Genomic DNA, 22,845 nt, shown 5'->3' on the forward strand with positions numbered 1-22,845 from the left:
CGGGCATCAGACCTTCGCAGCCGCGTCAGTCCGGCTCAGCGCGTCGCGCAGCGCCGCCCGGGCCGTGATGCCCAGCTTGGGGAAGATGCGGTACAGGTGCGAGCTGACGGTGCGGGGCGACAGGTGCATCCGCTCGCCGATCTCCTTGTTCGTCAGGCCGCTCGCGGCCAGGTCGGCGATGCGGCGTTCCTGCCAGGTCAGCGAGGCCAGGTTCAGCGTCGAGACGCGGGGCGGGGTCCCGGTGGCGCGCAGCTCGGCCCGGGCCCGTTCGGTCCAGCCGGCCGCGCCCAGCCGCTCGAACGCCTCGGCCGCCGGGACGAGGTACTGCCGCGCCGCCGCCGGGCCCTGGACGTGGCGCACCCGGACGCCGTGCGCCAGCCGGATCCGGGCCAGCTCGAACGGGAAGCGGGCGGCGTCCGGGTGGGCTTCGGCCCGCGTGAACATCTCAGCGGCCTCCCGCTCGTTCTCGGCGGTCATCGCCAGCGCGCCGTAGGTGATCAGCCCCAGGCGGGGCGAAACGGACGGCAGGCCGGCGTCGCGGGCGGCGAGGGCGTGCGCCCGGGCCTGCTCGACGCGTCCGGTGTGCTGGGCGGCCTCAACGAGATCGAGCAGGGTGCGCGATGCCTGGTACGCGTAGGGCCGGAACGTGCCCGGCTGTGTGATGCCGATGGCGTAGAGGTACGCGGCCTCGTAGTCGCCGGAGCTCAGCGCGGCGGTCGCGCCGGCGGAATCGGCGACCTGGGTCAAGAACCCCAGTCCGCGCGGACGGGCCCAGGCGTCCACCTCGGCCTGCAGGTCCCGCGCCCGCCCGACCTGTCCGCGCAGCGCCGCGAGCTGGGCCAGGTACGCGCGGCTCTGGGCGGCGAACAGGTGGTGGCCGTGCTCGGTCGCCAGGTCCAGGCCGCGCTGTCCGGTGTCCTCAGCCTGGGCCCATTCGCCGACCGCCATCTGGTCGAGCATGATCTGGTGCAGCATGACCATGCCGGTGGCCACGGCTCCGGTCTCCAGCTCGCGGTCCACGACGCGCTGCAGGTAGGGGCGGTAGTGGCTCAGGATGTCGAGGTGGTACGCGGCCGCGCCCAACCGCGTGACGTCCCAGGGTTCCAGATCCGGCAGGTTGGCGGCGGCCTGTCGCACCGGCCCAGCCCAGCCTGCTCCGTGCCTGGTCACATCGCTCCAGGTGCCGCTGTAGAGACGAGAGTGTTCGGTGACGAGGTCGCCCATGGAGGCGAGGAGTTCGTGCGTGCTCTCCCAGGCCGCGCGGTCCCCGCTGAACTGGCTGATCGCCAGGAGAAGGATCACCAGCCGGGTGAGGACCTCCTCAGGCTGGGTCTTGCCATCGGCTGACGCGGTGGCGGTCCCGCCGTCTCGCAGCGTCTCGATCGCGGCAGAGACCTGTCGGTGGGTGGAGCGGACGTCCCCGTCCTGGTAGAGCGCCCGGTAGGCCGCGGCCAGCACCGAGGCCGGCGACTCCGTCGAACCGGGTGCGAGGTTCGCCTGGACCAGCCGGTGCGCCTGGCCGAGGCGGGCGGCGTGACCGGCGACGAAGGCCGCGTCGGTCAGTCGCCGGGACCGGTCGGTGTGGTTCTCGCTGAGCTCGGCGGCCCGGGTCAGCCAGGTCACGGCTGCCAGCGCGCCGCCGCGCCGGGTCGCCGACTCGGCCGCCGCCTCCAGGATGTCGGCGACCTCCTCGTCCGGATCGACCGTCGCCGCCGCCAGGTGCGTCGCCCGGCGTTCGAGGTTCTCCCGATGAACCTGTGCCAGTGCCAGGTGCGCGGCGCGGCGCTGGTTGGGAGTGGCCATCCGCACGACGGCGGACCGCACGAGCGGGTGCCGGAAGACGAAATCACCGGTGACCACCTCGATGTCCAGCAACCCGGCGGCCACTGCCGCGTCGGCGTCGCGCATGCGGTAACGGGTGCCGGGGACGGCGTCGGTGCCGCTGGGGGTCCCGGCGCCGTCGAGCGCGCCCATCAGCAGCTCGGTCCGCACCCGCTCGTCGAGGGCTGCGATGCGGGTGCCGAACAGCCGTTGCAGCCGCCGGGGCAACGGCACACCGTGCTGACCGATCAGGTCTTCGGCCGGAAGGTCGCGCGACCGGCCGGCGAAGTGGGCGGCCAGCTCCACCAAGGCCAGCGGGTTGCCCTGGGCCTGCTCCAGGACGATTCGACGGGCCTGTCGGCTCAGCTCCGGGCACCGGTGGTCCAGCAGGCGTGCCGCGTCCTCGTCGGTGAGGGCGGTGATCGGCAGTTCGGGCAGTGCGGCGGTGTCGAAGCGCGACGTGAGGTCGGTGCGGACCGCGACCAGCAGCTTCACCGGGCCGCCGGCCAGGCGCCGGCCCACGAAGCCACAGACGTCGGCACTGGAGTCGTCCAGCCATTGTCCGTCGTCGAGGACCAGCAGCAGCGGCCGCTGTTCGGCGGAGAGCGACAGCAGGCTGAGAACGGCGATGCCGAGCGTCATGACCGACGGCGGATCGCCCCGCACTCCGCCGAACACGGCGTCGAACACCGCCCGGGTCCCGTCGTCCAGCCGCGCGACATCGGGGAGCAGCGGATGGAGGAACTGGTGCAGCCCGGCATAGGGCAGCTCGGACTCCGCCTCGACGCCGGCGGCCCGGATGACGACGTGGCCCTCCTGCTCCGCCAGCGCGGCGGCGCGGCTCAACAACGAACTCTTGCCGACCCCCGTCTCCCCCCGAAGGACGAGAGCCTGGCCCGTGGCGGACTTCACGAACGCCTCGAGCTCCGCCTGCTCGTCCTCGCGGCCCACCATTGTCATGGTGACGCCCCATCGCTGGAACCCAGTCATGTCCCCCTACCCCTTCCTGTTTTCGCTCTCACCGCGCGGCAGCTCCCTCAGCGCCAGCGGGTCGCCGCGTGCTTCGGCGACGATCGCGTCTCGCACACGGGGGTGCACCGGACCGGGCAGCACCGGGTCGAGCAAGGCCCGGGTATCGTCGTCGCGGAGCCCGTCCACCTGTAGTTCCGGCAGGCCGGCAACGAGTCCGGCGCTGGTCGGCGTGCGGACCGACGCCGAGGTGGACACGGCGAAGACCAGGGCCACGGACTCGGCGTCCAGCCGGCGGGCGACGAACGCGAGGACGGCCGCAGAGATCCCGTCGAGCGCCGCGCGGTGACCTCCTGGAGGACGAAGGTGTTGCCGTCCGGGCCGGCGAACGACGTGAACGAGCTGTACGACTGCCGGCCCGGGTGAGGGCCGGCGACCCGTTCGGCGGTGCCGGCGTGGTGGAAGACCCCGCCGGCGTCGTGGAAGACCTCGCTGACCTCGACCCCGGCGTCCGCCCACTCGGCGCGGGCCGCGACGACGTCGTCCACGATCAGGTGCACACCTCGCTCGGATCCTGGCGCCGCGTCGGTCACGCCGCTGCCGATGATGAGCGACGCGACCGAACCGGGCGGGGTCAGGTGCACGATCCGGAAGCCGCCGGGGCCGGAGAAGTCGACGTCCTCGCGGAACCCGATCCGCGTGTAAAGGTCCTTGGCCCGGTCCACGTCCGAAACCGGGACGACGACGACCTCGATCTTGAATTCCATCCCCGTCAGCTCCATTCGCCGCAACGGAAGCCGGTCGGCGTCCACCGATCACGATCCCTGGACCGCGAGCCCCTCGAGCCAGTGCCGAACCCTGGCCAGTACCCGGGCCCGGGGCGACCAGTGTCCGGCACGGGCTCGACGGGGCGCCGCCGCAGGGGAGCCTGAGGACAGCCGTTCAGGACATCCACGAAAGGAAGACCCGCTATGGCCGTCAACTACACCGCCACGGTCGAAGTCACCGGCGAGGGCCGCAACGGCGGCACCGCCCGCTCCACCGACGGTCTGCTCGAACACCGCCTGTCCATCCCCAAGGAACTGGGCGGAGCCGGCGACGCGACCAACCCGGAACAGCTCTTCGCCGCAGGCTGGGCCGCCTGCTTCCTCGGCGCCCTCCGGCACGCCGCCGCCCAGCGCAAGATCAGGCTGACCAGCACCTCGATCACCGCCGAGGTCACCCTCCTCCACGGCGACGACGGCGAGTTCTCACTCCTGGCCACGCTGGCCCCGCGTCTCGGCGGCGTCGACCAGCGCACCGCCGAGGACCTCGCCGAGGCCGCCCACCGGATCTGCCCCTACTCCAAGGCAACCCGGGGCAACATCCCCGTCACCATCAACGCCGCCGCCGTCTGAGGACCCGCGCCATCCGGGCGTGCCCCGGCTGGCCCGCGCACGAGCGGGGAGAGCCTCACGCTGGAGCAGGCCCGGCGCTCCGACGTGCTCGTGGCCCTGCGGAGGCAAGACGCCCCGATAAGCCACGAGCACGGCGGCCCGGTCCGGCTCTGCGTGGCGCCGATGTACTTCTACAAGTCCGCCAAATGGCTGTCCGGCATATCGGTCACCGACCGGGTCATCCCCGGCTACTGGGAGGAACGCGGCTATGACGTCGACGGCTGGCTCGACGACGCCGCCGAGCACGACACGGCCTGAACGGCGCTCCGACGGGTGGGGCGGCCGGGTGCGGGCGGTTCACCGTCGCCGAGCGGACGGTCCACCGCGCCACCGGAACGCTGATGCTGCTGTGCGTGGCAACGGCGGCCTGCCTCTACATCGGGCCGCCGGCCCAGATGGTGGGCCGACGCCGTGCGGGTCGCGAAGGTCGTGCGGCGCGGGGTGCCGGTCGTGAAGGGTGGAGGTCGACTGCTCGACCGTGGCGCCGGGGCGGGCGGTGGGCGGCATAGTTGCGGGGATGCCGGACGATCAACGGTCCATCGGGACCGACGGTTGAGTCAGATGACTGATGTGACGCGGTCGCTACTGCTGCCAGGCTCTCCCGTGAGCGGCTCCGCGCCGCCCGCTCCGGGCCCGCCCGTGCCCTGCGCGTGGCGCGTCGCCGGACCCGAGTCACACCACGTCATCACTCCGGAGCGACCGCCACACCGGGGCTCACGGACCGGAAGGACAGCAGACATGACCGCGCCACCCCACACCACTCCGCACCGCCGCGCCACGGCCAGGCTCGCCACCCTGGTCGCCGTCCTCCTCACCGCGTTCGCCGCCGTCTTCGCGGGCACGGCCCCGGCCGACGCGGTAACGCCCTGGCAGGAGGCGGACCACAACGCCAGCACCCCCGACTCCCCGGCGATGGCGTACTACCGGGGCAGCAACGTCGAGGCCATCCGCGGCCAGGACAACGCCCTCTGGTTCAACGTCGACGGCGGCCCGTTCAACCGCATCGGCGGGGTCACCTACGCCGCGCCCGCGATCACCGTGTTCCGCGGTGAGCTCTGGCTCTTCCAGACCGGGCAGAACGGCGACCTCTGGGCCCAGACCCTGGCCAATCCAAACGAGCCCAACCACCGCCGCTGGTACTGGAGTTCGCCCATCCAGTTCCGTACCCAGAACATCGGCGGCTCCGGTTCGGCCGTCCGTAACAACCTGAGCCCGGCCATCGCGGCCTCGCCGGACCTGCTGTTCATCGTCGCCGTGGGAGCCAACGAACGCATCTACCAGGCCACCATGGGCATCAACCGCAACTTCAGCCCGTGGTCCGAGGTGCCGGGCGGCGCCCGGACGGAATCCGCGGCCGCCGCCGCGACCTCGCCCGACAGCCGGCTGACCGTGCTCCACCGCGGCACCGACAACCGGATCTACCGCCAGGGCCTCTACTACCGGTACTGGCAGTGGGACAACAACTGGCAGCAGATCAGGAACACCAACACCAACGCCGCCCCGTCGATCGCCTACAACGGCCACGAGAACCTGATGGCGGTCGGCTGGCGCGACGCCAACTCCGGCCAGGTGCTGACCTGCGAGACCCTGACGTACGCCGCCGAGGCGACAGCCCCGCAGGGCGTTCCCCGCGGCAACAACGTCGCCAGCCCGTCGGCCCCGCGCCTCGACTCCGAGCCCGGCGGTGTGGGCGTGACCATCCGGGGCGGCAACTTCTACGACGTCGGGGGCCACTACTTCCGGAACAACGTCATCTACTACATCCACAACTACTACGGCTGATCCGGCCCTTCCCCCGCCCCTTCCCCCTGGGGACCACTGCGCCGTCCCCTCAGGTCCACCGGGCCCGAGGGGACGGCGCAGTCGTCCACGCACGGGCAGCCAGCCGGACACCGACAGGAGGCCAGGAGGCACCCCTAGTACTCCAGTGGGAGTTCTCCGTCGACCAGGACCCGTCGCCCGCGTTCGCCGAGATCGGCCCGTTGATCGGCGAGCTCACCGGCGACCGGCAAGCCGCCTACGAATGCGCAGAGCAGGCTGTTGCCCCCTACCGGCCGCAGGAGCCGGCCTGGTTCCTCAACACGGTGGCCGTCGCTCCCGAAATCCAGGGCCGGGGCCTTGGCGGTGCGGTGCTGATTCCCGGCATCGAGGAGGCCGAGCGCACTGGGTATCCGGCGTTCCTGGAGACACCGTAGCGCTGCCCCTCGTGTCGCTGGGGCCGTTTCCGTCCACGCCGTCGATGGCCGCGCCGGGGAGAAGCGGTGCTTCGGCGGCGGCCTGCCCGCCGTCGCTGCGGGGCGGCCCCCGGGACGGCGGCTCCGCGTCGGGGGGCACTCGCAGCCGTGCCCGCGCCGTGGCGCTGACGGCGGTGGCCGCCGGCGCCGCACTCCTTCGGTGCGGCGGCCCGGCACGTACTCCGTCCCGCACGTACTCCATCCTGCGCAAGCGATGCCCCTGTCCAGGTGGCCGGTGCCGCTTTCGGCATGTGATCGCGGCGTCGTGCGGATACGGATGGCGCGCCCCTGCTCGTTGCGCCGCGGACGAGGTTCCCTGCTGGGCCCGGTTGTCGAGGCGCGGTGCGAGCGCGGTACAGGCACCAGACCGGCGGCTCGCTCGGAGCCTGCCGGCAACGAGGAGACGACGATGAGTGAGCAGCACGTGGCTCTGGCGGGAAGCCAGCGCCCGGCCAAGGCCGATGCGACCCGGGTGCGGGACGCGGACCCCAAGGCACCGGTGAAAGTGACCATCTCCCTGCGGGGGAAGGTGGCCACCGACGGGATCCCGGACGAGCGGCGCCAGGACGCCGAGAAGACGAAGGCCGTGCTCGAACGGTACGGCCTCGCCGTCGACGACGTCAGGCTCCAGCCGGGCAGCATCGAGGCGAGCGGTCCGGTGTCCGCCATGAACGCCGCCTTCCACGCGGGCCTCGGCGTCTACCGCAGTGCCGAGCAGGGCGAGTTCCGCGGCCGCGAGGGCGAGCTGAAGATCCCGGCCGAGCTCGACGGAATCGTGACCGGCGTCTTCGGGCTGGACGAGCGGCGGGTGGCCCGGCGGGCCGCCGCCAAGGGCTCGGGCTTCACGGGGTCGTTCACACCGGGCGACATCGAGAACCAGTACAACTTCCCGGCCGGCCAGGGGGAGGGACAGAAGATCGGCATCGGCGAGTTCCCCGGCGGCTACTTCCAGGACGATCTGGAGGCCTACTGCACCGCGCACAACCGGCCGACCCCCCAGGTCACCGTGGTGCCCCTGGGCTACAACCCGCCGCGGACCCTCCAGGCCCTCAAGCAGCTGTCTCCCCAGCAGATGAAGGACGCGGCAGAGGGTCTGCCCGAAGTGATGATGGACGTGCAGATCGTCGCCGGTCTCTGCCCGGCGGCCGACATCTCGGTCTACTTCGCCCCGTTCACCCAGAAGGGCTGGATCGACCTGTTCGACCGGGTCATCGCGGACCGGCCGGTGTGCCTCACACTCAGCTGGGGCCTGCCGGAGGACGCACTCGACCTGGCGCGGCTCGCCTTCGCCGAGATCGACAAGCGCCTCGAGGGTGCGGCGGACCTCGGCATCACGATCTGCATCGCCTCCGGCGACGACGGCTGCGGGGACGGGGTGGCGGACGGGCGCGCCCATGCCGACTTCCCGAGCGTCAGCGCGTTCGTCCTGAGCGTCGGCGGCACGATGATCGACACCTCCGGCCAGGAGGTGTCCTGGTGGCAGGCGCCCGGTCACCGGACCAACACCCCCGGTGGCACCGGCTCGAGCGGCGGAGGCGTCAGCACCATCGTCCCGCGCCCGAAGTGGCAGCAGCAGGTCCAGGTGGACTCCCTGAACCAGGGCAGCATCAAGGGGCGCATCGTGCCGGACGTGGCCGCCCTGGCCGGCCCACCCGGGTACGACCTGACGCTCCTGGGCCAGCCCTCGCCCAACGGCGGCACCAGCGCCTCCGCTCCCGTGTGCGCGTCCCTGATCGCCCGCGTCAACGCCTTGCTGCCGAAGGACAAGCAGCAGCGCTTCCTGACGCCGCTGCTCTACCAGAGCGGCACCAACGGCCACCCGCTCGCCCAGACTGCCTGCCGCGACATCGCCAAGGGCCATGACAACGCCTCCCACCCGCCGGCGGTGGGCTACCCGGTGCGGAGCGGGTACGACGCCGTCACCGGCTGGGGCGTATTCGACGGCGTCGCCCTGCTGAAGGCACTGCAGAACTCCTAGTCCGGACAGCGGCCGTGCCCGGCACCGGCACGCGGGCGCCCGCCCCCTGAGCGGGGCCCGCGGCGGCGCCCTTGACCGGGAGCGCCCCGACCGAGCACGCCCGAAAACCCGCGCGCCGGGCGCCGCCGAACCGGCAGCGCCCGGCGCGCCGGTCTGTCCGCGTCCGCGCGACCGGGCCGGCCGCGCCCACGTGCGGCGGCCGCTTCATGACCCAGATGAACGAGGCCGATCTGCGGGAGACCAAAGCCGGAAAGATTGTCGCCAAACCGGCCTGTGACATGAAGTCGCGAACCCGCGGGCGTCGTCGGGGCGCTTGACGATGGTCAGGGCGATCGCGAGGACTGTGGAACGAATTCGACCAGCCAGCCGGTGTAGCCGCCGTCGGCCCATACCAGGGCGATGGCGCGGTGCCGGGTGCGAAGGCGCTGGAGCAGGTCGCGGCCGGGGTCGCGGTCGCTGACGGATGCCGCGGTGCTGGCCGCCGTGCCCGATCCCCGCCGCGTGCGCGGGCGCCGCTACCGCATCGGCGCGCTGCTTGCCCTGTGCCTGACGGCGGTGCTCGGCGGAGCCCGCTCCCTCGCGCAGATCGCCAGGTACGCCGCCGACGCCGACCCGCAGGTCCGCGCCGGACTCGGCCTTGACCGCGCCGCGCCCAACGCCTCCACGCTCGGCCGACTACTGGCCCGCATCGACGGCGACGTCCTGGACGACGCCGTCGGCACCTGGCTCGCCGGCCACGCCGCCGACCCCGTTGAGGAGGACGAAGCCCTGATCGGGCTGGCGGTGGACGGCAAGTCGGTGCGCGACGCGCGCACCGACAGCAAGACGGCGGTCCACCTGCTGGCCGCCACCCTCCACGCCGGCCAGACCGTCATCGCGCCCAGCGCCAGGTGGCCGCCAGGAGCAATGAGATCCCGGCCATGGCTCCACTGCTGGCCTGCTTCGACCTGCGCGGCCTGGTCGTCACCGCCGACGCGATGCACACCCAGCGCAAGACCGCGAAGAAGATCGTCGCCGCTGGCGGGCACTACCTCCTGGTCGTCAAGGGCAACCAGAAGAAGCTGCGCCGGCAACTGCGCCGCCTGCCCTGGCGCCAGATGCCGCTGCTGGACCGCACCCGCACCGCCGGGCACGGACGGCGCGAGGTACGGCGACTGAAGGTGTGCACCGTCGAAGCCGGACTGCTGTTCCCGCACTCCGTCCAGGCCATCGAGATCAACCAGCGCCGCGTCAGCACCAAGACCGGCAAGGTCCAGGCGAAGACGGTCTACGCCGTCACCAGTCTCACACCCGGCCACGCCGACCCCGCCCGCCTGGCCGCGCTCGTCCAAGGCCACTGGTCCGTGGAAGCCCTGCACCACGTGAGAGACGTGACCTTCGCCGAGGACGCCTCCAGGGTCCGCACCGGAAGCGCGCCCGCGCCATGGCCACCCTGCGCAACCTCGACATCGGACTGATGCGCCAAGCCGGCTGGACCAACATCGCCGCCGCAGCCGACCACTACCGGTCACTCCCCGACCACGCCACCGCGCTCCTCAAGATCACATGCTGAAAACGCATCAGCCCTGGCGCACTGCTGTGAACGCCGTTCCCTGGAAGCCAGCGTCGCCGTTGAACGCCACCCAGAAATAGTAGCCATAGACATAGTAGCCATGTACTCTATTTGACATGAGCAAAGGTTCACCGGGCCCCACGCCCGGCTTCCTGGTGTGGCGGCTCGCCAACAAGTGGCGCGTCGCGGTCGATCGCGCGGTCGCTCCGCTGGGCCTCACCCACGCGCAGTACTCGCTGGTCGCGTCGTTGCACGGCATGCAGCGCGCCGGGGAGCGGCCCAGTCAGCGCCGACTCGCCGACCACACCGGGCTGGAGGCGCTGTACGTCTCGAAGCTGGCGCGCGCCCTGGAGTCGGCCGGGCTGATCGAGCGCACCCGCGATCCCCGCGACCCGCGCGCCGTACAGCTCGCCCTCTCCGAGCAGGGCCAGGCCGTCACGCGGCAGGCCATCGCGGTGGTCCAGGAGCTGCTTCAGCAACTGCTGGAGCCGCTCGGCGGCCTCGACGCCCCGCGAACGTGCGCGTTCACCGACGAGCTGAGGGCCCTGCTCGACGCACCTCTCGCTCCATCCCTACCGAACGACGAGACCACTCAGGGGACAACACCGTGACCACCGCCGCATCCACCACCACCGCACCCGTCGCCACCGCACCCGTCGCCGACGCCCGCGGCCTCGCCCTGGCCCACTACGCCGCCCGCGGTGTCCTGGAGCAGGTCCTGGCCCGGCACGGCGCCACGTTCCAGCAGCAGGTCGCCCTGCGCGCCGCCGTTACCGCCGACGCCCCGCAGACGCCAGACGATCTCGTCGCCCAGGTCCGGGGCTCCCTCAAGGCCGATCCGGCCGAGATCCGCGCCACTGTCGAGGAGCTGCTGGCCGAGCAGCTGCTCGTCGCGGACGGCGCGCACCTTCGCCCCACGGAGGCGGGGCGCGAGCTGCTCGCCGCCGTCAGCGCGGAGACCGCCCCCATCAGCGCCCGCGTCTGGGGCGCGATACCCGCCGAGGACCTGGCCGCCGCCGGCCGCGTCCTCGCCCTGGTCACCGAGCGCGCCAACGCGGAGCTGGCAGCGCTGACCGCCTGACCGAGCCGATTGGCCGGCCTATCCCGCCAGCTGAGAACGCATCAGCCCTGGTCCCGGACCGGCGCAGGTGCGCAGCGAGGCGGTCCACGGCGCGGGCCGGCAGACGCTTGTGCCAGGCCGTGATGACCACCGGGCAGACGGCGGCCAGGGTCGACACCACATCGGCATAGTGGGTTCCGGGCTCGTCCACCATCAGGAGGCGATGCAGGTCCAGCCGTACTCGGCTGCGGCGGCCGGTCCGAGGTCCGGCAGCCCGATCACCGAGGTGTAGCCGAACGAATTGGCGCCGACTGGCCCGGCGGTGAGTGCGGCGCGGGCACACCGTCCTCTGTTCTGGGCGGGTGACTTCTTGCACGGCCACGGGCTGGGTCCCGTGGCCGTCTTGCTCAGCGCCGCTGCGGCCACGTGCGCTTCGGTCGTGGCCGCGGCGGCGGCCGGCTTCCGGCCGATGGTCCGAGCGGCCCGGGGCCGAATCGGCCCTACCCCCTGGTGGTCGCGCCGCGGCGGCGGTGTGCGCGAGTTCTGGACCGCGGATCCGGCGCAGCCGCCGGGTCAGGCCGTAGAGGATTGCCGCGGCAGCCGGGCAGGTCTGGATTCCGGTTGTCAGCAGCTCGTGCAGGCCGCCGGTCGCCATAAAGTAGACGACGAAGGCTCCGGTGGAAGTGGCCACCGCCGCCCCGGTGCGGGACTCGCTGGAGATCACCCAGTCCACCGGCCACCACAGTGCGCCGAGGACGTCGTGCAGCCGGAGCCGGAGCCCGCCCAGCACGAAGCCGGCTGACAGGGCGGTCCTTCGCCTCCGGGATACCACGATGCCGCTCTCGGGGTCTCTGGCCAGGTCTGCCAGCCGTGCCTGCCGCAAGTACCCTCTGTGGTGTCCCGCCAGCACCAGCCCCGCTCGGAGCAGCATTGGCGGCTTCCGGTGCAGCTTCAGCAGCGGTTGGCACAGCTTGATGGTCTCTTCCATTGCCAGATCCGCCAGGGAGAGAACGTCCAAACCCCCGCACCGACAGTGCCGAAGTAGCCCGGCTGCGTCGTCAGGCGAAGTGTTCGTTCCACCGACCTGACGGTGCGACAGGCAGACGCCGCCCCAGTCGAGATCCACCACGTGCGAGACGCCACCTTCGCCGAGGACGCCCGGCGGGCCACTACCCACATTCACTACCGCTGGTACCGCGCCCGGTGGGTCCCCGTCACCGCCATCACCAGCGAGTAGACCGAGGTGCCGGCGGTGATGAAGAGCCGGTTGTTCTTCGGCCCGCCGAAGGTCAGGTTGGAGACCTGCCCGGGCACCAGGATGCGGCCGATCAGGGTGCCGTCCGGGTCGTAGCAGTGCACCCCCTCGTCGAAGGCCGCCGCCCAGAGCCGGCCGCCGTCGTCGAACCGGATGTTGTCGAAGCTGGTCTTCGGCGCCTGCGCGAAGACCTTCCCGTCGGAGAGCGTGCCGTCCTCCCGGACGTCGAAGACCCGGATCTGACGGGCGCGGCTGTCCGACACGTACAGCTGCTGCTCGTCGGCGGAGAAGACCAGCCCGTTGGGCCCGACGAACCCGTCCGCCACCTTGCGGACAGTGGCGTCGCCCGGGTCGATCCGGTAGACGTTGCAGGCCCCGATCTCGGCGACGTCGCGGTGGCCCTCGTAGTCGCTGGTGATGCCGAAGTCCGGGTCGGAGAACCAGATCGACCCGTCGGAGTGCACCACGGCGTCGTTGGGCGAGTTGAGCCGCTTGCCCTGGTAGCGGTCGGCCAGCACGGTGATCGACCCGTCGTGTTCGGTGCGGGTGACCCGGCGGTTGCCCTGCTCGCAGGTGATCAGCCGGCCCTCCCGGTCCAGGGTGTTGCCGTTGCTGTTCCCGGCCGGGGAGCGGAAGACGCCGACCGTACCGGTGGCCTCGTCCCAGCGCAGCATCCGGTCATTGGGAATGTCGCTCCAGATCAGCTGGCGCCAGGCGGGCAGGTAGACCGGCCCCTCCGCCCACCGGCAGTCCCCGTACAGCTGCTCCAGCCGGAGGTCGCCGTTGGCGCACTTGCCGGTGCGGAAACGCTCGTCCAGGATCTGGTACAGCCCGTACTTGATCTCACCAGACATAGTCCACCCCTTGCCATTAGTCTCCGAAATTTGTTCGAAGCTTTTCGAGTATGACAGAACATCATATGGTTGGACCATGGCAACGGAGAACCTGGACGACATCGACCGCCGGCTGCTCACCCTGCTCCAGCAGGACGCGGGACTGTCCTATGCAGCCCTCGGCAAGGCCGTGGGCCTCTCGGCCGGCGCCACCCACGAGAGAGTTCGCAAGCTGCGCGATCGCGGGGTGATCCGCCGCACGACCGTCGAGGTCGACCCCGGAGCGCTCGGGCTCGGGGTGCTGGCCTTCGTGATGGTCGAGTCCTCGGCCTGGATCGGTGACTCCGCGGCGGCCTTCGCCGCGATCCCGGAGATCGAGGAGGCCCACATCATCGCGGGCAGCGCCTCGGTCTTCGTGAAGGTGCGCACCGCCACCACCGAACAACTGCAGGACGTGCTGCGCCGCCTGTACGCGATCGACGGCGTCAGCGGGACCCAGGCGACGGTCTCGTTGGAGACCTTCTTCGAGCGCCCGCCCTCGCCCGCCCCGCAGAATCCCCCGCTGGCAGGCTAGATCCACTGCCGTGTGGATAGAGCGTTCGAAGAGCTGTCACGGGTCTGGCGTGGTCAGGATGTCGATGCTGACGGTGGCTTTGTAGCGGGTCCGGTCGACGGTGCCTTTGGCGTTGTAGGCCTGGGCACGGAAGCCCTCCGCAGCTCAGGTGACAGCACCCTGCAGGGCCGGGCTCTCCAGCCTTCGCTGTCCCCGGAAGCGGATACCCGCCGGCGGGAACAGGCGGCCGACGGGAGCGGACGTGGACATCGAGGCGATGCTGGACCGGCTCGGCGCGGTGATCGGGCCGCCGCCCGCGGGCGGCGCGGTCCCGGTCCCGTGGGAGCAAGGACCTAGGGGCCCGGGCAGGTAGGTCGAGGTGGTGAGTTCGGCCCGTTACCCCGGATGAGCAGCACAGACAGGCAGCAAGCAGGACGGGTGGCGGGAGGCCGAATCGAACCGCGGTCCGAATCCCCGTCCCGGCCCCCATGCCGCACCACGAACCGACCCCCCGGCCGGGGCAGCGGCGACTGCCACGCCCAGCGGTAGGCTGCCGCGGCCCTGGGAAAGCACGTGAGGCCGCCATCCCTGCGGGGGTGGCGGCCTCTGGCGTTGGCAGGCGGGGCGGCGGGTCAGTGGGGCGTCGTGATCAGGTGCCGGTCCGCGCCGGTCTCCCCGGCCCGTTCGAACCTCAGGGGCCGACCCGGTCGAAGCGCAGCGACGTGTGGCCGGCGTTGTCGTCGTAGATCTGGGCGACGAGCGCAGTTCCGACCGCGTCGGATCGGGTGCCCTGCAGCCGGATCGTGGTCGGCTTGTTCACCCGGATCAGCTCGCTGATCGGTGCGGTGGCGTTACCGCCGGCCTGCGCGTTGCCGGGGTTCAGGTCGATGACCTGGTAGACGAGCCGCTCGCTCTCCGCAACGGCGGTACCCGACGTCACGTCCCACAGCCGGGCGGTGATGAAGGTGTTGACCGGGGGAACGCCCGCCAGACGGCCGCGGACGTTCGCGTCGAGTTCGTAGGTCCCGGCCAGGGGAAGGGTGACCTCCAGCGGGGTGTCGGTCCAAACACCGGGCGGCAGGTTGACCACCGTGTTGAGGTGGGCGATTCCCCGGGCCGGCGCAGGCACCGCCTCAGCCGCGGTGACGCTGGTCTGGACCGCCACGGTCGTAGCGCCCAGGAGCACGGCGGCGGTGAGAGCGGCAAGGCCGGTACGCAGTGCTGGCATGATGCCTCCACAGATGCCAGTGGGATGTGCCACCGCCAAGGTAGAGGCTCTACGCGAAACGGATACACGGCCGAACGGGTGACGCCCGCGCGGGAGCCGACCAACGTGAGCGGGCGTACGCCGGGAACCCCACCCCATCCACGCAACCGCCGCCAGACGGGAACCCAGGTAAGCGGAGGTGGTGAGTTCGGCCGTGCGATGCTCTGACCAGCAGGGACAGCCGGACGGCCCCGAGTAGGCGGACGGCTGAACACGCGCCAGTACGAGCAGCGTGGGGAACGGCCGAGCGCGTGCCCGACGGTGCGGCTGTACGAGCCGGCCCAGGCGGCGGTGGCAGCCTGCCGGTGGCGCTCACGGCGCAGCGCGTTCTGGAGGTCGGCGTCGGCGTGCGGTCGGCCCTGAGCACCCGGAGGGACAGACGGCCCTGGATGGCGATCCAGTGACGCCGGCCCCGCCTCAGCCCGAGCGCAGCGCGTCGAAGCCGAGCAGCAGGGCATCGAGCGCGAAGGCGAACCGCTCGGCGTCGTCCGCGCCGACCCCCTCGATCGCGGCGCGGATCAGCAGCGGGTACCGCTCGGCCTCGAGCGCGGCCAACCAGTCAGCGCCACCGGCCTCCTCGGCTCCGACCACGATCTGGGCCTCCGCCGTCGCGTGGCCGATCACGAACACGGCAAGGGAGTTGAGCGCGTGCAGGGCGCGGCCGAGCGGAAAACCGCCGGCCGTGAGCAGGCGCAGGAGAGCCTCGAGGTCGTCGAGGGTCGCCGGCGTGACGGCGGGCCGGGAGGTGGCGAGCGGGAGTACGGCCGGGTGCCGTAGCAGACCCTCGCGCAGGGCGGTGGCGTACGCCTGCAGGGCCGTGCGCCAGTCGGCCGAGCCGTCCATGGCGGGGGTCGCCGCCGTGAACACCTGCTCCACCAGGCCGTCCAGCAGGGCGTCCTTGTTGGGCACGTAGTGGTAGAGGGTCATCGCCTCCACGCCCAGCTCCTGGCCGAGCGAACGCATCGTCAGGCCCTTGAGCCCGTCCCGGTCGACCAGGCCGAGCGCCGCGTCGAGGATCTGCTGCCTGCTCAGCCCGACCCGCTCGCCCCGGCCGCGCCGAGCCGCCTGATGCTTCGCCATCTCCGCTCCTCCGCCTCCCCGTACCGGCTTGACTTTCTTACAGCATAAGAGAACACTCGTCTCCAGCGAAACTTACACCGTAAGAACCAAGCCGCCGCAGGGGGAACCACGATGTCGACCACCATCAACAAGCAGGTCATCCGCGACTTCGTCGCCGCGCTCAACGACCGCTCCGGCGAGGGCTGGGTGCAGCTGCTCTCCCCGTCGGTCATCGACCACAACAAGATCATCTTCGGTGAGGAAGACGCCCCCGGCGCCGCCATCGAGGGCTTCCGCCTCCAGCTGGCCGCCTTCAGCACCGAGGCCGCGGGCGACGGCTTCCACATCGAGCAGCTCATCGCCGAGGACGACGAGGTCGTTGCCCGGCTGCGAGTGGCCGGTGTGCACACGGGCTACCACGCCCGGATGCCCGAGCCGACCAACCGCCGCTGCGACGTCGAGCAGATCTGGATCTTCACTGTCCGCGCCGGCCGAATCGCCGAGATCCGCGCCGTGAGCGACCGCCTCGGCATGTTCCTCCAGCTCGGCTGGGACTGGCCGACCATGGACTGACCCCGTTAGCGGATCGCCGAACCGGATTCACCGCCCAGTGAATCCGAGCGGCTGCGAAAGGCCGGAAAGGGCCTCCGACGCAAGTCGGACACCCCATGGCGTAGGGATGTCAAGCGGCTGTGGCGCCACCCGAGGAGATGCCGGCCGAACCTGCGGCGGCGGCACGGCGGGCGGCGCAGGGGCACCGAGGCGACGCAGCACCCGCCGAGCGGGGGGGCAGGGCAGGGCGCAGCGGGGCAGGGCAGGGCCGAGCGGGGCGGGGGGTGCCTCTATGTCCTTCGTCAGGGCTGCGCGGGTCATGCTGGCGCGGATTCGGGGGTGCGGGTCTCGTAGAGGGTGCCGTCTCGGAGCATGGCGAACAGGACGCTGATGCGTTGGCGGGCGAGGCGGAGGGGTGCCTGGGTGTGGGTCTTGCCGCGGTCTCGCTGCCGGTCGTAGTAGGCGCGGGAGTCGGGGTCGTGCAGGGCCGCGAACGCGGAGAGGAACATGGCTCGTTTGAGAAGCCGGTTGCCGGTCCTGGGGGCGTGTTCGCCGTGGATGGAGGACCCGGAGGACTTGGTCGCCGGGGCGAGGCCGGCGTAGGAGGCCAGGTGGGTGGCGGTGGGGAAGCTGGTGCCGTCGCCGAGGGTGAGCAGCAGGGTGGCGGCGGTCCTGACCCCGACTCCGGGCATCGAGGTCAGGACCTTGGAAAGAGGGTGAGCCTCCAGCGTTCGCGATCTGGGCTTCGACGGCTCGGCGCTGCCCGTGGAGGGTGGCGAGCGAGCGGGCCGGGGAGGGCACCACCATGTCCAGGGTGGTGCCCGGGACGACGACGGTCTGTTCGTCGAGCGCGTCGAAGATCTCGTCGACCAGGCGTTCGGCCATGCGCGGGGCCTTGGGCCGTATCAGGGTCACGAGCCTTCGTCGGCCGGCTTTGCGCAGGGCGGCCGGTGAGCCGTGCTGTTCGAGCAGGTGGGTGACGGCGGGGTGGTCCAGGCGGGGGCCGAGGTCGCGGTCGAGCGGTGCGACGCCGATGCCGCGGGGCCCCGTCCTGCCGGTCGGCTGCGGCTACTCCTGCCGGTAGGCGTGGGCGGGCGGGGCAGCGGCGGCGACCGGAGCGCGGAGCACGGATCCGTCCAGACCGGCCGGGTGGTCGAGGCCGTGGCGGGCGGTGGTGATCAGCAGGTGGCCGCCGGTCGGGGTGAGGCAGACGGAGGTGGGTTGGCGGGCGGGCAGGCGCAGGGTCGTCAGATGGGTGCCGTCGGGGTGGAAGCGGTGGACGGCGCCGTGGCCCCAGATCGCCACCCAGAGGCAGCCGTCGGTGTCCACGGTCATGCCGTCGGGGGAGCCGCCGGCCGCCGTGCGGGCGAACTCCGCGTGGTCGGTCGGGTTGCCGTCGGGGTCGAGGGCGTAGCGGTGGATGACGCCGGCCGCGCTGTCGGCGACGTAGAGGAGGTCGCCCGTGCTGTTGAAGGCGGGGCCGTTGACGATCGTCATGCCGTCGAGGACGCGGTGCACGGAGCCGTCGTGGTCGGTGCGGTAGAGCGATCCGGCACCTACGGTGCCGTCGTAGGGCATGCTGCCGGCCCAGAAGCGGCCGTGCGGGTCGCAGACGCCGTCGTTCATCCTGGTGCGGACGGCGGACCGGTCTTCGGGGCGGGCGAGCCAGTCCAGGCCCCCGTGGGGGCCGAGCAGGGCGATGCCCGTGCCGGCGGCGGCGATCCAGTGCCCGGGCCGGCCACCGACCGGCGCGACGGCGCCGAGCGGGACGTCGAGGCGGGCGATCTCGCGCGGGGTTCGCGGCCCTGTGAGGTCGGGAACTTCGAGGAGGCGACCGGCGAGGATGTCGACGTAGACGAGCCGGCCGTCGATCCAGCGGGCGCCTTCGGCGAGTTCGTGGTCGCCGGCGGCCCAGACTTCGACCTGGTCGGGCGACTTGCTTGAGAAGGACATCGGGCTCTCCGGGAGGGCTAGCGCAAGGTGGTGCCGGCGGGTTGGTCGAGGAGCGTGAGGTCACGTCGGGTGGGCAGGCCCTCCCAGTCGCCGCGCGAGGTGACGGCGAAGGCGCCGGTGGTGGTGGCCCGGTGGAGGCGCCCTTCGACGTCGAGCCCGTCGAGCAGACCGGAGAGGTAGCCCGCGACGAACGCGTCGCCGGCGCCGACGACATCGACGACGGGCACCCGGCGCGCGATCATGCTGACGGTGCCCTGGGCGGTGGTGGCGCTCGCGCCGTCGCCGCCCCGCGTGATGACCACCTCGCCACACCCCTGGGCGAGGAGTGCGTCGATCGCTTCGCCCTCGGGCAGGGACGAATCCTCGCCGACCAGGTCCAGTTCGTCGGCGGAGGCGACCAGTACGTCGGCGAGCCGAGCCAGAGGCAGCAGGGCATCACGGGCCTCGGCCGGCGACCACAGGCGCGCACGGTAGTTGACGTCGAGGCAGACGGTGATGCCGAGTTCGCCGGCCCTGGCCGCCGCCGCATGGACGGCTTCTGCCGCCTCGGAGCTCAGCGCGGGGGTGATCCCGGTCAGGTGCAGGATGCGAACACCGGGGTTCAGGGCGGGCAGGACGTCCGAGGGCCGGAGGGTCGAGCCGGCCGATCCCGAGCGGTAGTAGGTGACGCTGACCAGATCGGCGATGCGGTCCTCGCGGGCCAGCAGACCCGTGGGCCGGCCTTCGGTGTCGACCCGGGCATGGCTGACGTCGACCTGCTCCGCGCGCAGCGTGCGCAGGACGAGCGCGCCGAACTCGTCGTCGCCGACGCGGCCGACCCAGCCGGTGCGGTGTCCGAGCCTGGCCAGGCCGATGGCGACGTTGGCCTCCGCCCCCGCGACGGAGAGCCGCATCGGTGCGCCGAGCCTGACCGGGCCGGTGGCCCGCAGGGCGGCCATGGTCTCGCCGACGGTGACGACGTCGAGCGGTGGCGAGCTGGTCATGCCGCGATCTCCTCGGTCAGGGCGGTGCGCCAACCGGCGGCGCGCCCCCGGAGGGCGTTCAGGTCGCCGCCGCTGGCGGCGTCGCCGATCAGTGGTGAGCCGACGCCCACGGCGACCGCGCCGGCTGCGAGGTAGGTGAGCGCCAGGGCGGCGTCGACCCCGCCGACGGGGATGAACGGCACGCCGGGGAAGGGGTCGCGCAAGGCCCTCAGGTAGCCGGGGCCGCCCAAGGAGGCGGGGAAGAGCTTGACGGCGAGAGCGCCGTTCTCGTTCGCGGAGATCACCTCGCTGGGTGTCAGTGCGCCGATCAGCCACGGAAGTTCCGAAGTCCTGCGGCGCAGGTCCTCACTGAATCCGGGAGTGACGAGGAAGCTCGCGCCGGCGTCGGCGGCGCGGGCGGCGTCCTCGCCGGTCAGCACGGTGCCGGCGCCGAGTGTGGCGTGCGGGCCGAGTTCGCGGCGGGCCTGCTCGATCACCCACAGTGCGTCGGGGGTGGTCAGCGACACCTCGGCGGCGGTGATGCCCTCTTCGGCGAGCACGAGCACGGTGCGCAGTGCCGCGTCGCGGTTGCTGCCGCGCACGATGGCCAGGGTCCGGTACGGCAGTTCGGTCAGGTGCATGGGGAGGGCCTCTGTCGGTCAGTCGGTTCGGGTGCCGGTCGCGGTGATGTCGAGGTGCCAGCGCAGTACCCCGCTGGGTGGCACCTGTGCGGCGTCTCCCGGGCCGGCCTCGGCGAGGTCGAAGACGGAGCCGAGCATCGGCTCGACCCCGATGCTGCGGTAGGGGGCCGACGCGGGGAAGCCGCGCAGGTTACGCCAGAGGGCGGTGGAGACCGGGATGTCGGCGTCGGCGTGCAGGGAGAAGGTGAGCGTGTCGGGGCCGTCGGTGACCGTCACGCTGGCGCAGTCGGTGAGGATCGCACCGACCGCGGTGCCGTCGTCGGGGCCGAGCCGGTCCAGGCGTAGGCCGTACGGGGCCGGCCACGGTCCGGTGACGTGGTGGGCGCCGTCCGGCCAGGGCTGGGCCAGCAGCTCGGCCGCCTCGGGAAAGAGCCGGGTCGGCGTGGCGTCGGGTGCGGCCAGCCGGGCCTCGGGGGTGACGTCGAGCAGGGCGTGGGCTGCCCACAGGAACCGGTAGCCCGGGTCGGCGCGCAGTTCGTAGCCGATGCGCAGCCCCGTCGGTCCGCTGTCGATGCGTCGGCTCAGGACGAAGTCGGGGCAGTGCAGGGATTCTGCGTCGCCGTGGCGCTGCCAGGGCCGGGACCAGGCGTCGCCATGGTCGGGAGTGCCGCGCACGGTCGGGATGCACTCTTCCAGGCCGCCGGCGTCGATGAAGGTGTCGCCGGGGCGGACGGTGGCGCGTGCCGTGTCGCGGCGATGCCAGAGCCATTCGCGTTCGCCGGCGCGCAGCGAGGTCCATCGGCCGCCGTGGGCCGGATCGGTGCGGATGGCGATGGGCAGGTCGCTCACCATTCCGCGAACGACCCGTCCGTGTGGTGCCAGACGGGGTTGCGCCAGCGGTGGCCGGTCTCGGCAGCGCGGCGCACGGCGGCCTCGTCGATCTCGATACCCAGGCCGGAGCCCGTGGGTCGGACGGCGTGGCCGTCGGTGAAGCGGAACGGCTCGGGGTCCAGCAGGTAGTCCAGCAGATCGTTGCCGCGGTTGTAGTGGATCCCGAGGCTCTGTTCCTGGATGAGGAAGTTCGGTATGGAGAAAGCGAGTTGGAGGCTGGCGGCGAGGGCGATCGGGCCGAGCGGACAGTGCGGGGCCATCGTGACGTCGTGGACCTCGGCCAGGGCCGCGATGCGCCGGACCTCGGAGATGCCGCCGGCGTGCGAGGGGTCGGGCTGGGCGACGGCGATGCCGGTGGCGAGCACGTCGCGGAAGTCCGAGCGGGAGTACAGCCGTTCGCCTACGGCCAGTGGAACGGATGTCGAGTCCACCAGCCGGCGCAGGTCGCGGGAGTGTTCGGGGAGGACGGGCTCCTCGACGAACAGCGGGTGCAGGGGCTCCAGCAGGGGCAGCACCCTCCGGGACATGGCGGTGGACATCCGGCCGTGGAAGTCGATCGCCACGTCGCGCTCCTCGCCGAGGACCTCGCGCACGGCGGCCACCCGGTCGATGACGGCCCGGGTCTGCGCGGGGGTGTCGATGGGGCGCAGCTGCGCGGAGCCGTTCATCTTGACGGCGGTGAAGCCGGCGTCGACCTGGGCCTGGGCGAGTTCGGCGACATGGGCCGGGCTGTCACCGCCGATCCAGGCGTACACCCGCACCCGGTCGCGGACGTGGCCGCCGAGCAGCTGGTGGACGGGGACGCCGTAGGTCTTACCGGCGATGTCCCAGAGGGCCTGGTCGATGCCGGCGACCGCGCTGGAGAGCACCGGGCCGCCCCGGTAGAAGCCGCCCTTGGTGAGGGTCTGCCAGTGGTGCTCGATGCGCAGCGGGTCCTGTCCGACCAGGTAGTCGGCGAGTTCGTGGACGGCGGCCTGGACGGTCTCGGCGCGGCCCTCCACGACGGGTTCGCCCCAGCCGGTGATCCCCTCGTCCGTGGCGATGCGCAGGAACAGCCAGCGCGGAGCGACGAGGAACGTCTCCAGTGATGTGATCTTCATCCGGTGTCTCCCCGGTCGGCGTCGACGGTCAGCTGGTGGAGGTCGGCGGCTGCCTGGGCGAGCAGTTCCTCCACGGCGCGGGCGGCCGCTTCGGCGTCCTGGGCGCGGACGGCGTCCAGGACGGCCCGGTGGGCGGGGACGGCGTCGGCGCTGTGGTCGGCGCCGTGCACGATGTGGTCGCGCACCCTCAGGCCGGCCTCGATCACGACCTCCATACGGGTGAGGAGTTCGTTGTGGGCGGCGGCCAGCAGCGCCCGGTGGAACGCGAGGTCGGCCTCGACCGCGGCGTGGGCGTCACTGCCTGCGGCCGCCATCTGGTCGAGGGCGTCCTCCAGCGCGGCGAGGTCCGCCTCGTCGCGGCGTTCGGCGGCCAGCCGGGCCCCGGCCGGCTCGACGATGCCGCGGACCTCGCCGAGGTTGTCGAGGAAGGTCTCGTCGGGGATGCCCCGGCCCTGCCAGCGCAGCAGGTCGCTGTCCAGCAGGTTCCAGTCGGCGCGCGGTCGCACGAAGGTGCCGCGCTTCTGGCGGGAGTCGATCAGCCCCTTGGACGCCAGGACCCGTAGCGCCTCGCGCACGACGGTCTTGCTGACCCCGAGTTCCTGCTCGATCCGGTCGGGGTGGAGCGAGTCGCCTGGGGCGTACGTGCCACGGACGATCTGCTCGCCGATCACCTCGACGGCTTGCCTGTGCATGCCTCGTACCGGGTTGTTCACGGCGGTCCCCCTTCCG

General features: G+C 72.1%; 23 protein-coding genes and 3 pseudogenes. 12 read left to right on the top strand and 14 right to left on the bottom strand.

The window, feature by feature from the left end:
* Positions 1 to 6: 6 nt before the first annotated feature.
* Positions 7 to 2,811 carry a helix-turn-helix transcriptional regulator gene (locus HS99_RS26995; RefSeq protein ID WP_232543330.1) on the bottom strand — a complete coding sequence of 935 codons (2,805 nt, stop codon included), beginning with the start codon at positions 2,809 to 2,811 and terminating at the stop codon, positions 7 to 9.
* A 47-nt stretch (positions 2,812 to 2,858) separates the two neighbouring features.
* Positions 2,859 to 3,557, bottom strand: a complete 699-nt coding sequence (locus HS99_RS48190; RefSeq protein ID WP_063737938.1) for a VOC family protein — start codon at positions 3,555 to 3,557, stop codon at positions 2,859 to 2,861.
* Between the two features lie 204 nt (positions 3,558 to 3,761).
* Here HS99_RS48190 and HS99_RS27005 point away from each other — a divergent pair, with 204 nt between their 5' ends.
* The 6 genes and pseudogenes from HS99_RS27005 to HS99_RS48525 all read left to right on the top strand — a co-directional run.
* Positions 3,762 to 4,187, top strand: coding sequence for an organic hydroperoxide resistance protein (locus HS99_RS27005; protein WP_030555933.1), 426 nt, complete (start codon positions 3,762 to 3,764; stop codon positions 4,185 to 4,187).
* A gap of 48 nt (positions 4,188 to 4,235) precedes the next feature.
* A pseudogene (locus tag HS99_RS27010) lies at positions 4,236 to 4,484 on the top strand (molybdopterin-dependent oxidoreductase); the annotation flags it as partial.
* A 480-nt stretch (positions 4,485 to 4,964) separates the two neighbouring features.
* Positions 4,965 to 6,008, top strand: a complete 1,044-nt coding sequence (locus tag HS99_RS27015) for a PLL family lectin (protein ID WP_030555929.1) — start codon at positions 4,965 to 4,967, stop codon at positions 6,006 to 6,008.
* Between the two features lie 200 nt (positions 6,009 to 6,208).
* Positions 6,209 to 6,421, top strand: a complete 213-nt coding sequence (locus tag HS99_RS27020) for a GNAT family N-acetyltransferase (protein ID WP_050366136.1) — start codon at positions 6,209 to 6,211, stop codon at positions 6,419 to 6,421.
* Positions 6,422 to 6,869: 448 nt separating this feature from the next.
* Complete coding sequence (locus tag HS99_RS27025; protein WP_043389144.1) at positions 6,870 to 8,438, top strand: S53 family peptidase; 1,569 nt, start codon at positions 6,870 to 6,872, stop codon at positions 8,436 to 8,438.
* Positions 8,439 to 8,837: 399 nt separating this feature from the next.
* Positions 8,838 to 9,107 (top strand): annotated as a pseudogene (locus HS99_RS48525) (transposase family protein); the annotation flags it as partial.
* A gap of 6 nt (positions 9,108 to 9,113) precedes the next feature.
* Here HS99_RS48525 and HS99_RS45285 read toward each other — a convergent pair.
* Positions 9,114 to 9,275 carry a hypothetical protein gene (locus tag HS99_RS45285; protein WP_167344952.1) on the bottom strand — a complete coding sequence of 54 codons (162 nt, stop codon included), beginning with the start codon at positions 9,273 to 9,275 and terminating at the stop codon, positions 9,114 to 9,116.
* A gap of 53 nt (positions 9,276 to 9,328) precedes the next feature.
* Between HS99_RS45285 and HS99_RS27035 the strand changes: the two genes are divergently transcribed.
* The 4 genes from HS99_RS27035 to HS99_RS27045 all read left to right on the top strand — a co-directional run bounded on the left by HS99_RS27035 (position 9,329) and on the right by HS99_RS27045 (position 11,071).
* Positions 9,329 to 9,895: an ISAs1 family transposase gene (locus HS99_RS27035; RefSeq protein WP_157846611.1), complete on the top strand. Its 567-nt coding sequence runs from the start codon at positions 9,329 to 9,331 to the stop codon at positions 9,893 to 9,895.
* A complete protein-coding gene (locus HS99_RS47915; protein ID WP_267885576.1) occupies positions 9,862 to 9,990 on the top strand; it encodes a hypothetical protein in 129 nt (42 codons plus the stop codon). Before HS99_RS27035 ends, HS99_RS47915 begins: the two co-directional genes overlap by 34 nt.
* A gap of 116 nt (positions 9,991 to 10,106) precedes the next feature.
* Positions 10,107 to 10,601 carry a MarR family winged helix-turn-helix transcriptional regulator gene (locus tag HS99_RS27040; RefSeq protein ID WP_030555927.1) on the top strand — a complete coding sequence of 165 codons (495 nt, stop codon included), beginning with the start codon at positions 10,107 to 10,109 and terminating at the stop codon, positions 10,599 to 10,601.
* Positions 10,598 to 11,071, top strand: coding sequence for a winged helix DNA-binding protein (locus HS99_RS27045; RefSeq protein ID WP_030555925.1), 474 nt, complete (start codon positions 10,598 to 10,600; stop codon positions 11,069 to 11,071). The genes HS99_RS27040 and HS99_RS27045 overlap by 4 nt, the downstream gene beginning before the upstream one ends.
* Here HS99_RS27045 and HS99_RS48750 read toward each other — a convergent pair.
* Both HS99_RS48750 and HS99_RS27055 read right to left on the bottom strand, forming a co-directional pair.
* On the bottom strand, positions 11,028 to 12,038 hold the full coding sequence (locus HS99_RS48750; RefSeq protein WP_030555922.1) for an ImuA'/RecA-like NTPase: 1,011 nt from the start codon (positions 12,036 to 12,038) through the stop codon (positions 11,028 to 11,030). The two genes, HS99_RS27045 and HS99_RS48750, sit on opposite strands and share 44 nt — an antisense overlap.
* Before the next feature lie 194 nt (positions 12,039 to 12,232).
* Entirely contained in the window at positions 12,233 to 13,159 is a 927-nt protein-coding gene (locus HS99_RS27055; RefSeq protein ID WP_030555920.1) for an SMP-30/gluconolactonase/LRE family protein, read from the bottom strand.
* A 91-nt stretch (positions 13,160 to 13,250) separates the two neighbouring features.
* On the opposite strand from HS99_RS27055, the gene HS99_RS27060 reads away from it, so the two are divergent.
* Complete coding sequence (locus tag HS99_RS27060; RefSeq protein ID WP_030555918.1) at positions 13,251 to 13,712, top strand: Lrp/AsnC family transcriptional regulator; 462 nt, start codon at positions 13,251 to 13,253, stop codon at positions 13,710 to 13,712.
* A 670-nt stretch (positions 13,713 to 14,382) separates the two neighbouring features.
* Here HS99_RS27060 and HS99_RS27065 read toward each other — a convergent pair.
* Both HS99_RS27065 and HS99_RS27070 read right to left on the bottom strand, forming a co-directional pair.
* Positions 14,383 to 14,919 carry a hypothetical protein gene (locus tag HS99_RS27065; protein WP_030555915.1) on the bottom strand — a complete coding sequence of 179 codons (537 nt, stop codon included), beginning with the start codon at positions 14,917 to 14,919 and terminating at the stop codon, positions 14,383 to 14,385.
* A gap of 456 nt (positions 14,920 to 15,375) precedes the next feature.
* Positions 15,376 to 16,038: a TetR/AcrR family transcriptional regulator C-terminal domain-containing protein gene (locus HS99_RS27070; RefSeq protein ID WP_043389147.1), complete on the bottom strand. Its 663-nt coding sequence runs from the start codon at positions 16,036 to 16,038 to the stop codon at positions 15,376 to 15,378.
* Positions 16,039 to 16,149: 111 nt separating this feature from the next.
* Here HS99_RS27070 and HS99_RS27075 point away from each other — a divergent pair, with 111 nt between their 5' ends.
* Positions 16,150 to 16,590: an ester cyclase gene (locus HS99_RS27075; RefSeq protein WP_030555911.1), complete on the top strand. Its 441-nt coding sequence runs from the start codon at positions 16,150 to 16,152 to the stop codon at positions 16,588 to 16,590.
* Between the two features lie 296 nt (positions 16,591 to 16,886).
* Here the strand turns inward: HS99_RS27075 and HS99_RS27080 are convergent.
* The 7 genes and pseudogenes from HS99_RS27080 to HS99_RS27110 all read right to left on the bottom strand — a co-directional run.
* Positions 16,887 to 17,589: pseudogene (locus HS99_RS27080) on the bottom strand (transposase); the annotation flags it as partial.
* 48 nt (positions 17,590 to 17,637) lie between these two features.
* Positions 17,638 to 18,522, bottom strand: coding sequence for an SMP-30/gluconolactonase/LRE family protein (locus HS99_RS27085; RefSeq protein ID WP_030555908.1), 885 nt, complete (start codon positions 18,520 to 18,522; stop codon positions 17,638 to 17,640).
* 17 nt (positions 18,523 to 18,539) lie between these two features.
* Positions 18,540 to 19,505: a sugar kinase gene (locus tag HS99_RS27090; RefSeq protein ID WP_030555906.1), complete on the bottom strand. Its 966-nt coding sequence runs from the start codon at positions 19,503 to 19,505 to the stop codon at positions 18,540 to 18,542.
* Positions 19,502 to 20,125 carry a bifunctional 4-hydroxy-2-oxoglutarate aldolase/2-dehydro-3-deoxy-phosphogluconate aldolase gene (locus tag HS99_RS27095; protein WP_030555904.1) on the bottom strand — a complete coding sequence of 208 codons (624 nt, stop codon included), beginning with the start codon at positions 20,123 to 20,125 and terminating at the stop codon, positions 19,502 to 19,504. Before HS99_RS27095 ends, HS99_RS27090 begins: the two co-directional genes overlap by 4 nt.
* Positions 20,126 to 20,143: 18 nt before the next feature.
* Positions 20,144 to 20,977, bottom strand: coding sequence for a hypothetical protein (locus tag HS99_RS27100; RefSeq protein ID WP_030555902.1), 834 nt, complete (start codon positions 20,975 to 20,977; stop codon positions 20,144 to 20,146).
* Positions 20,971 to 22,116 (bottom strand): galactonate dehydratase, encoded by a 1,146-nt coding sequence (gene dgoD / locus HS99_RS27105; protein ID WP_030555900.1) that lies wholly within the window; start codon positions 22,114 to 22,116, stop codon positions 20,971 to 20,973. The genes HS99_RS27100 and dgoD overlap by 7 nt, the downstream gene beginning before the upstream one ends.
* Complete coding sequence (locus HS99_RS27110) at positions 22,113 to 22,808, bottom strand: FadR/GntR family transcriptional regulator (RefSeq protein ID WP_043389150.1); 696 nt, start codon at positions 22,806 to 22,808, stop codon at positions 22,113 to 22,115. Before HS99_RS27110 ends, dgoD begins: the two co-directional genes overlap by 4 nt.
* Positions 22,809 to 22,845 lie beyond the last annotated feature (37 nt).

The sequence above is a fragment of the Kitasatospora aureofaciens genome (assembly GCF_001188955.3).
Classification (GTDB): domain Bacteria; phylum Actinomycetota; class Actinomycetes; order Streptomycetales; family Streptomycetaceae; genus Kitasatospora; species Kitasatospora aureofaciens.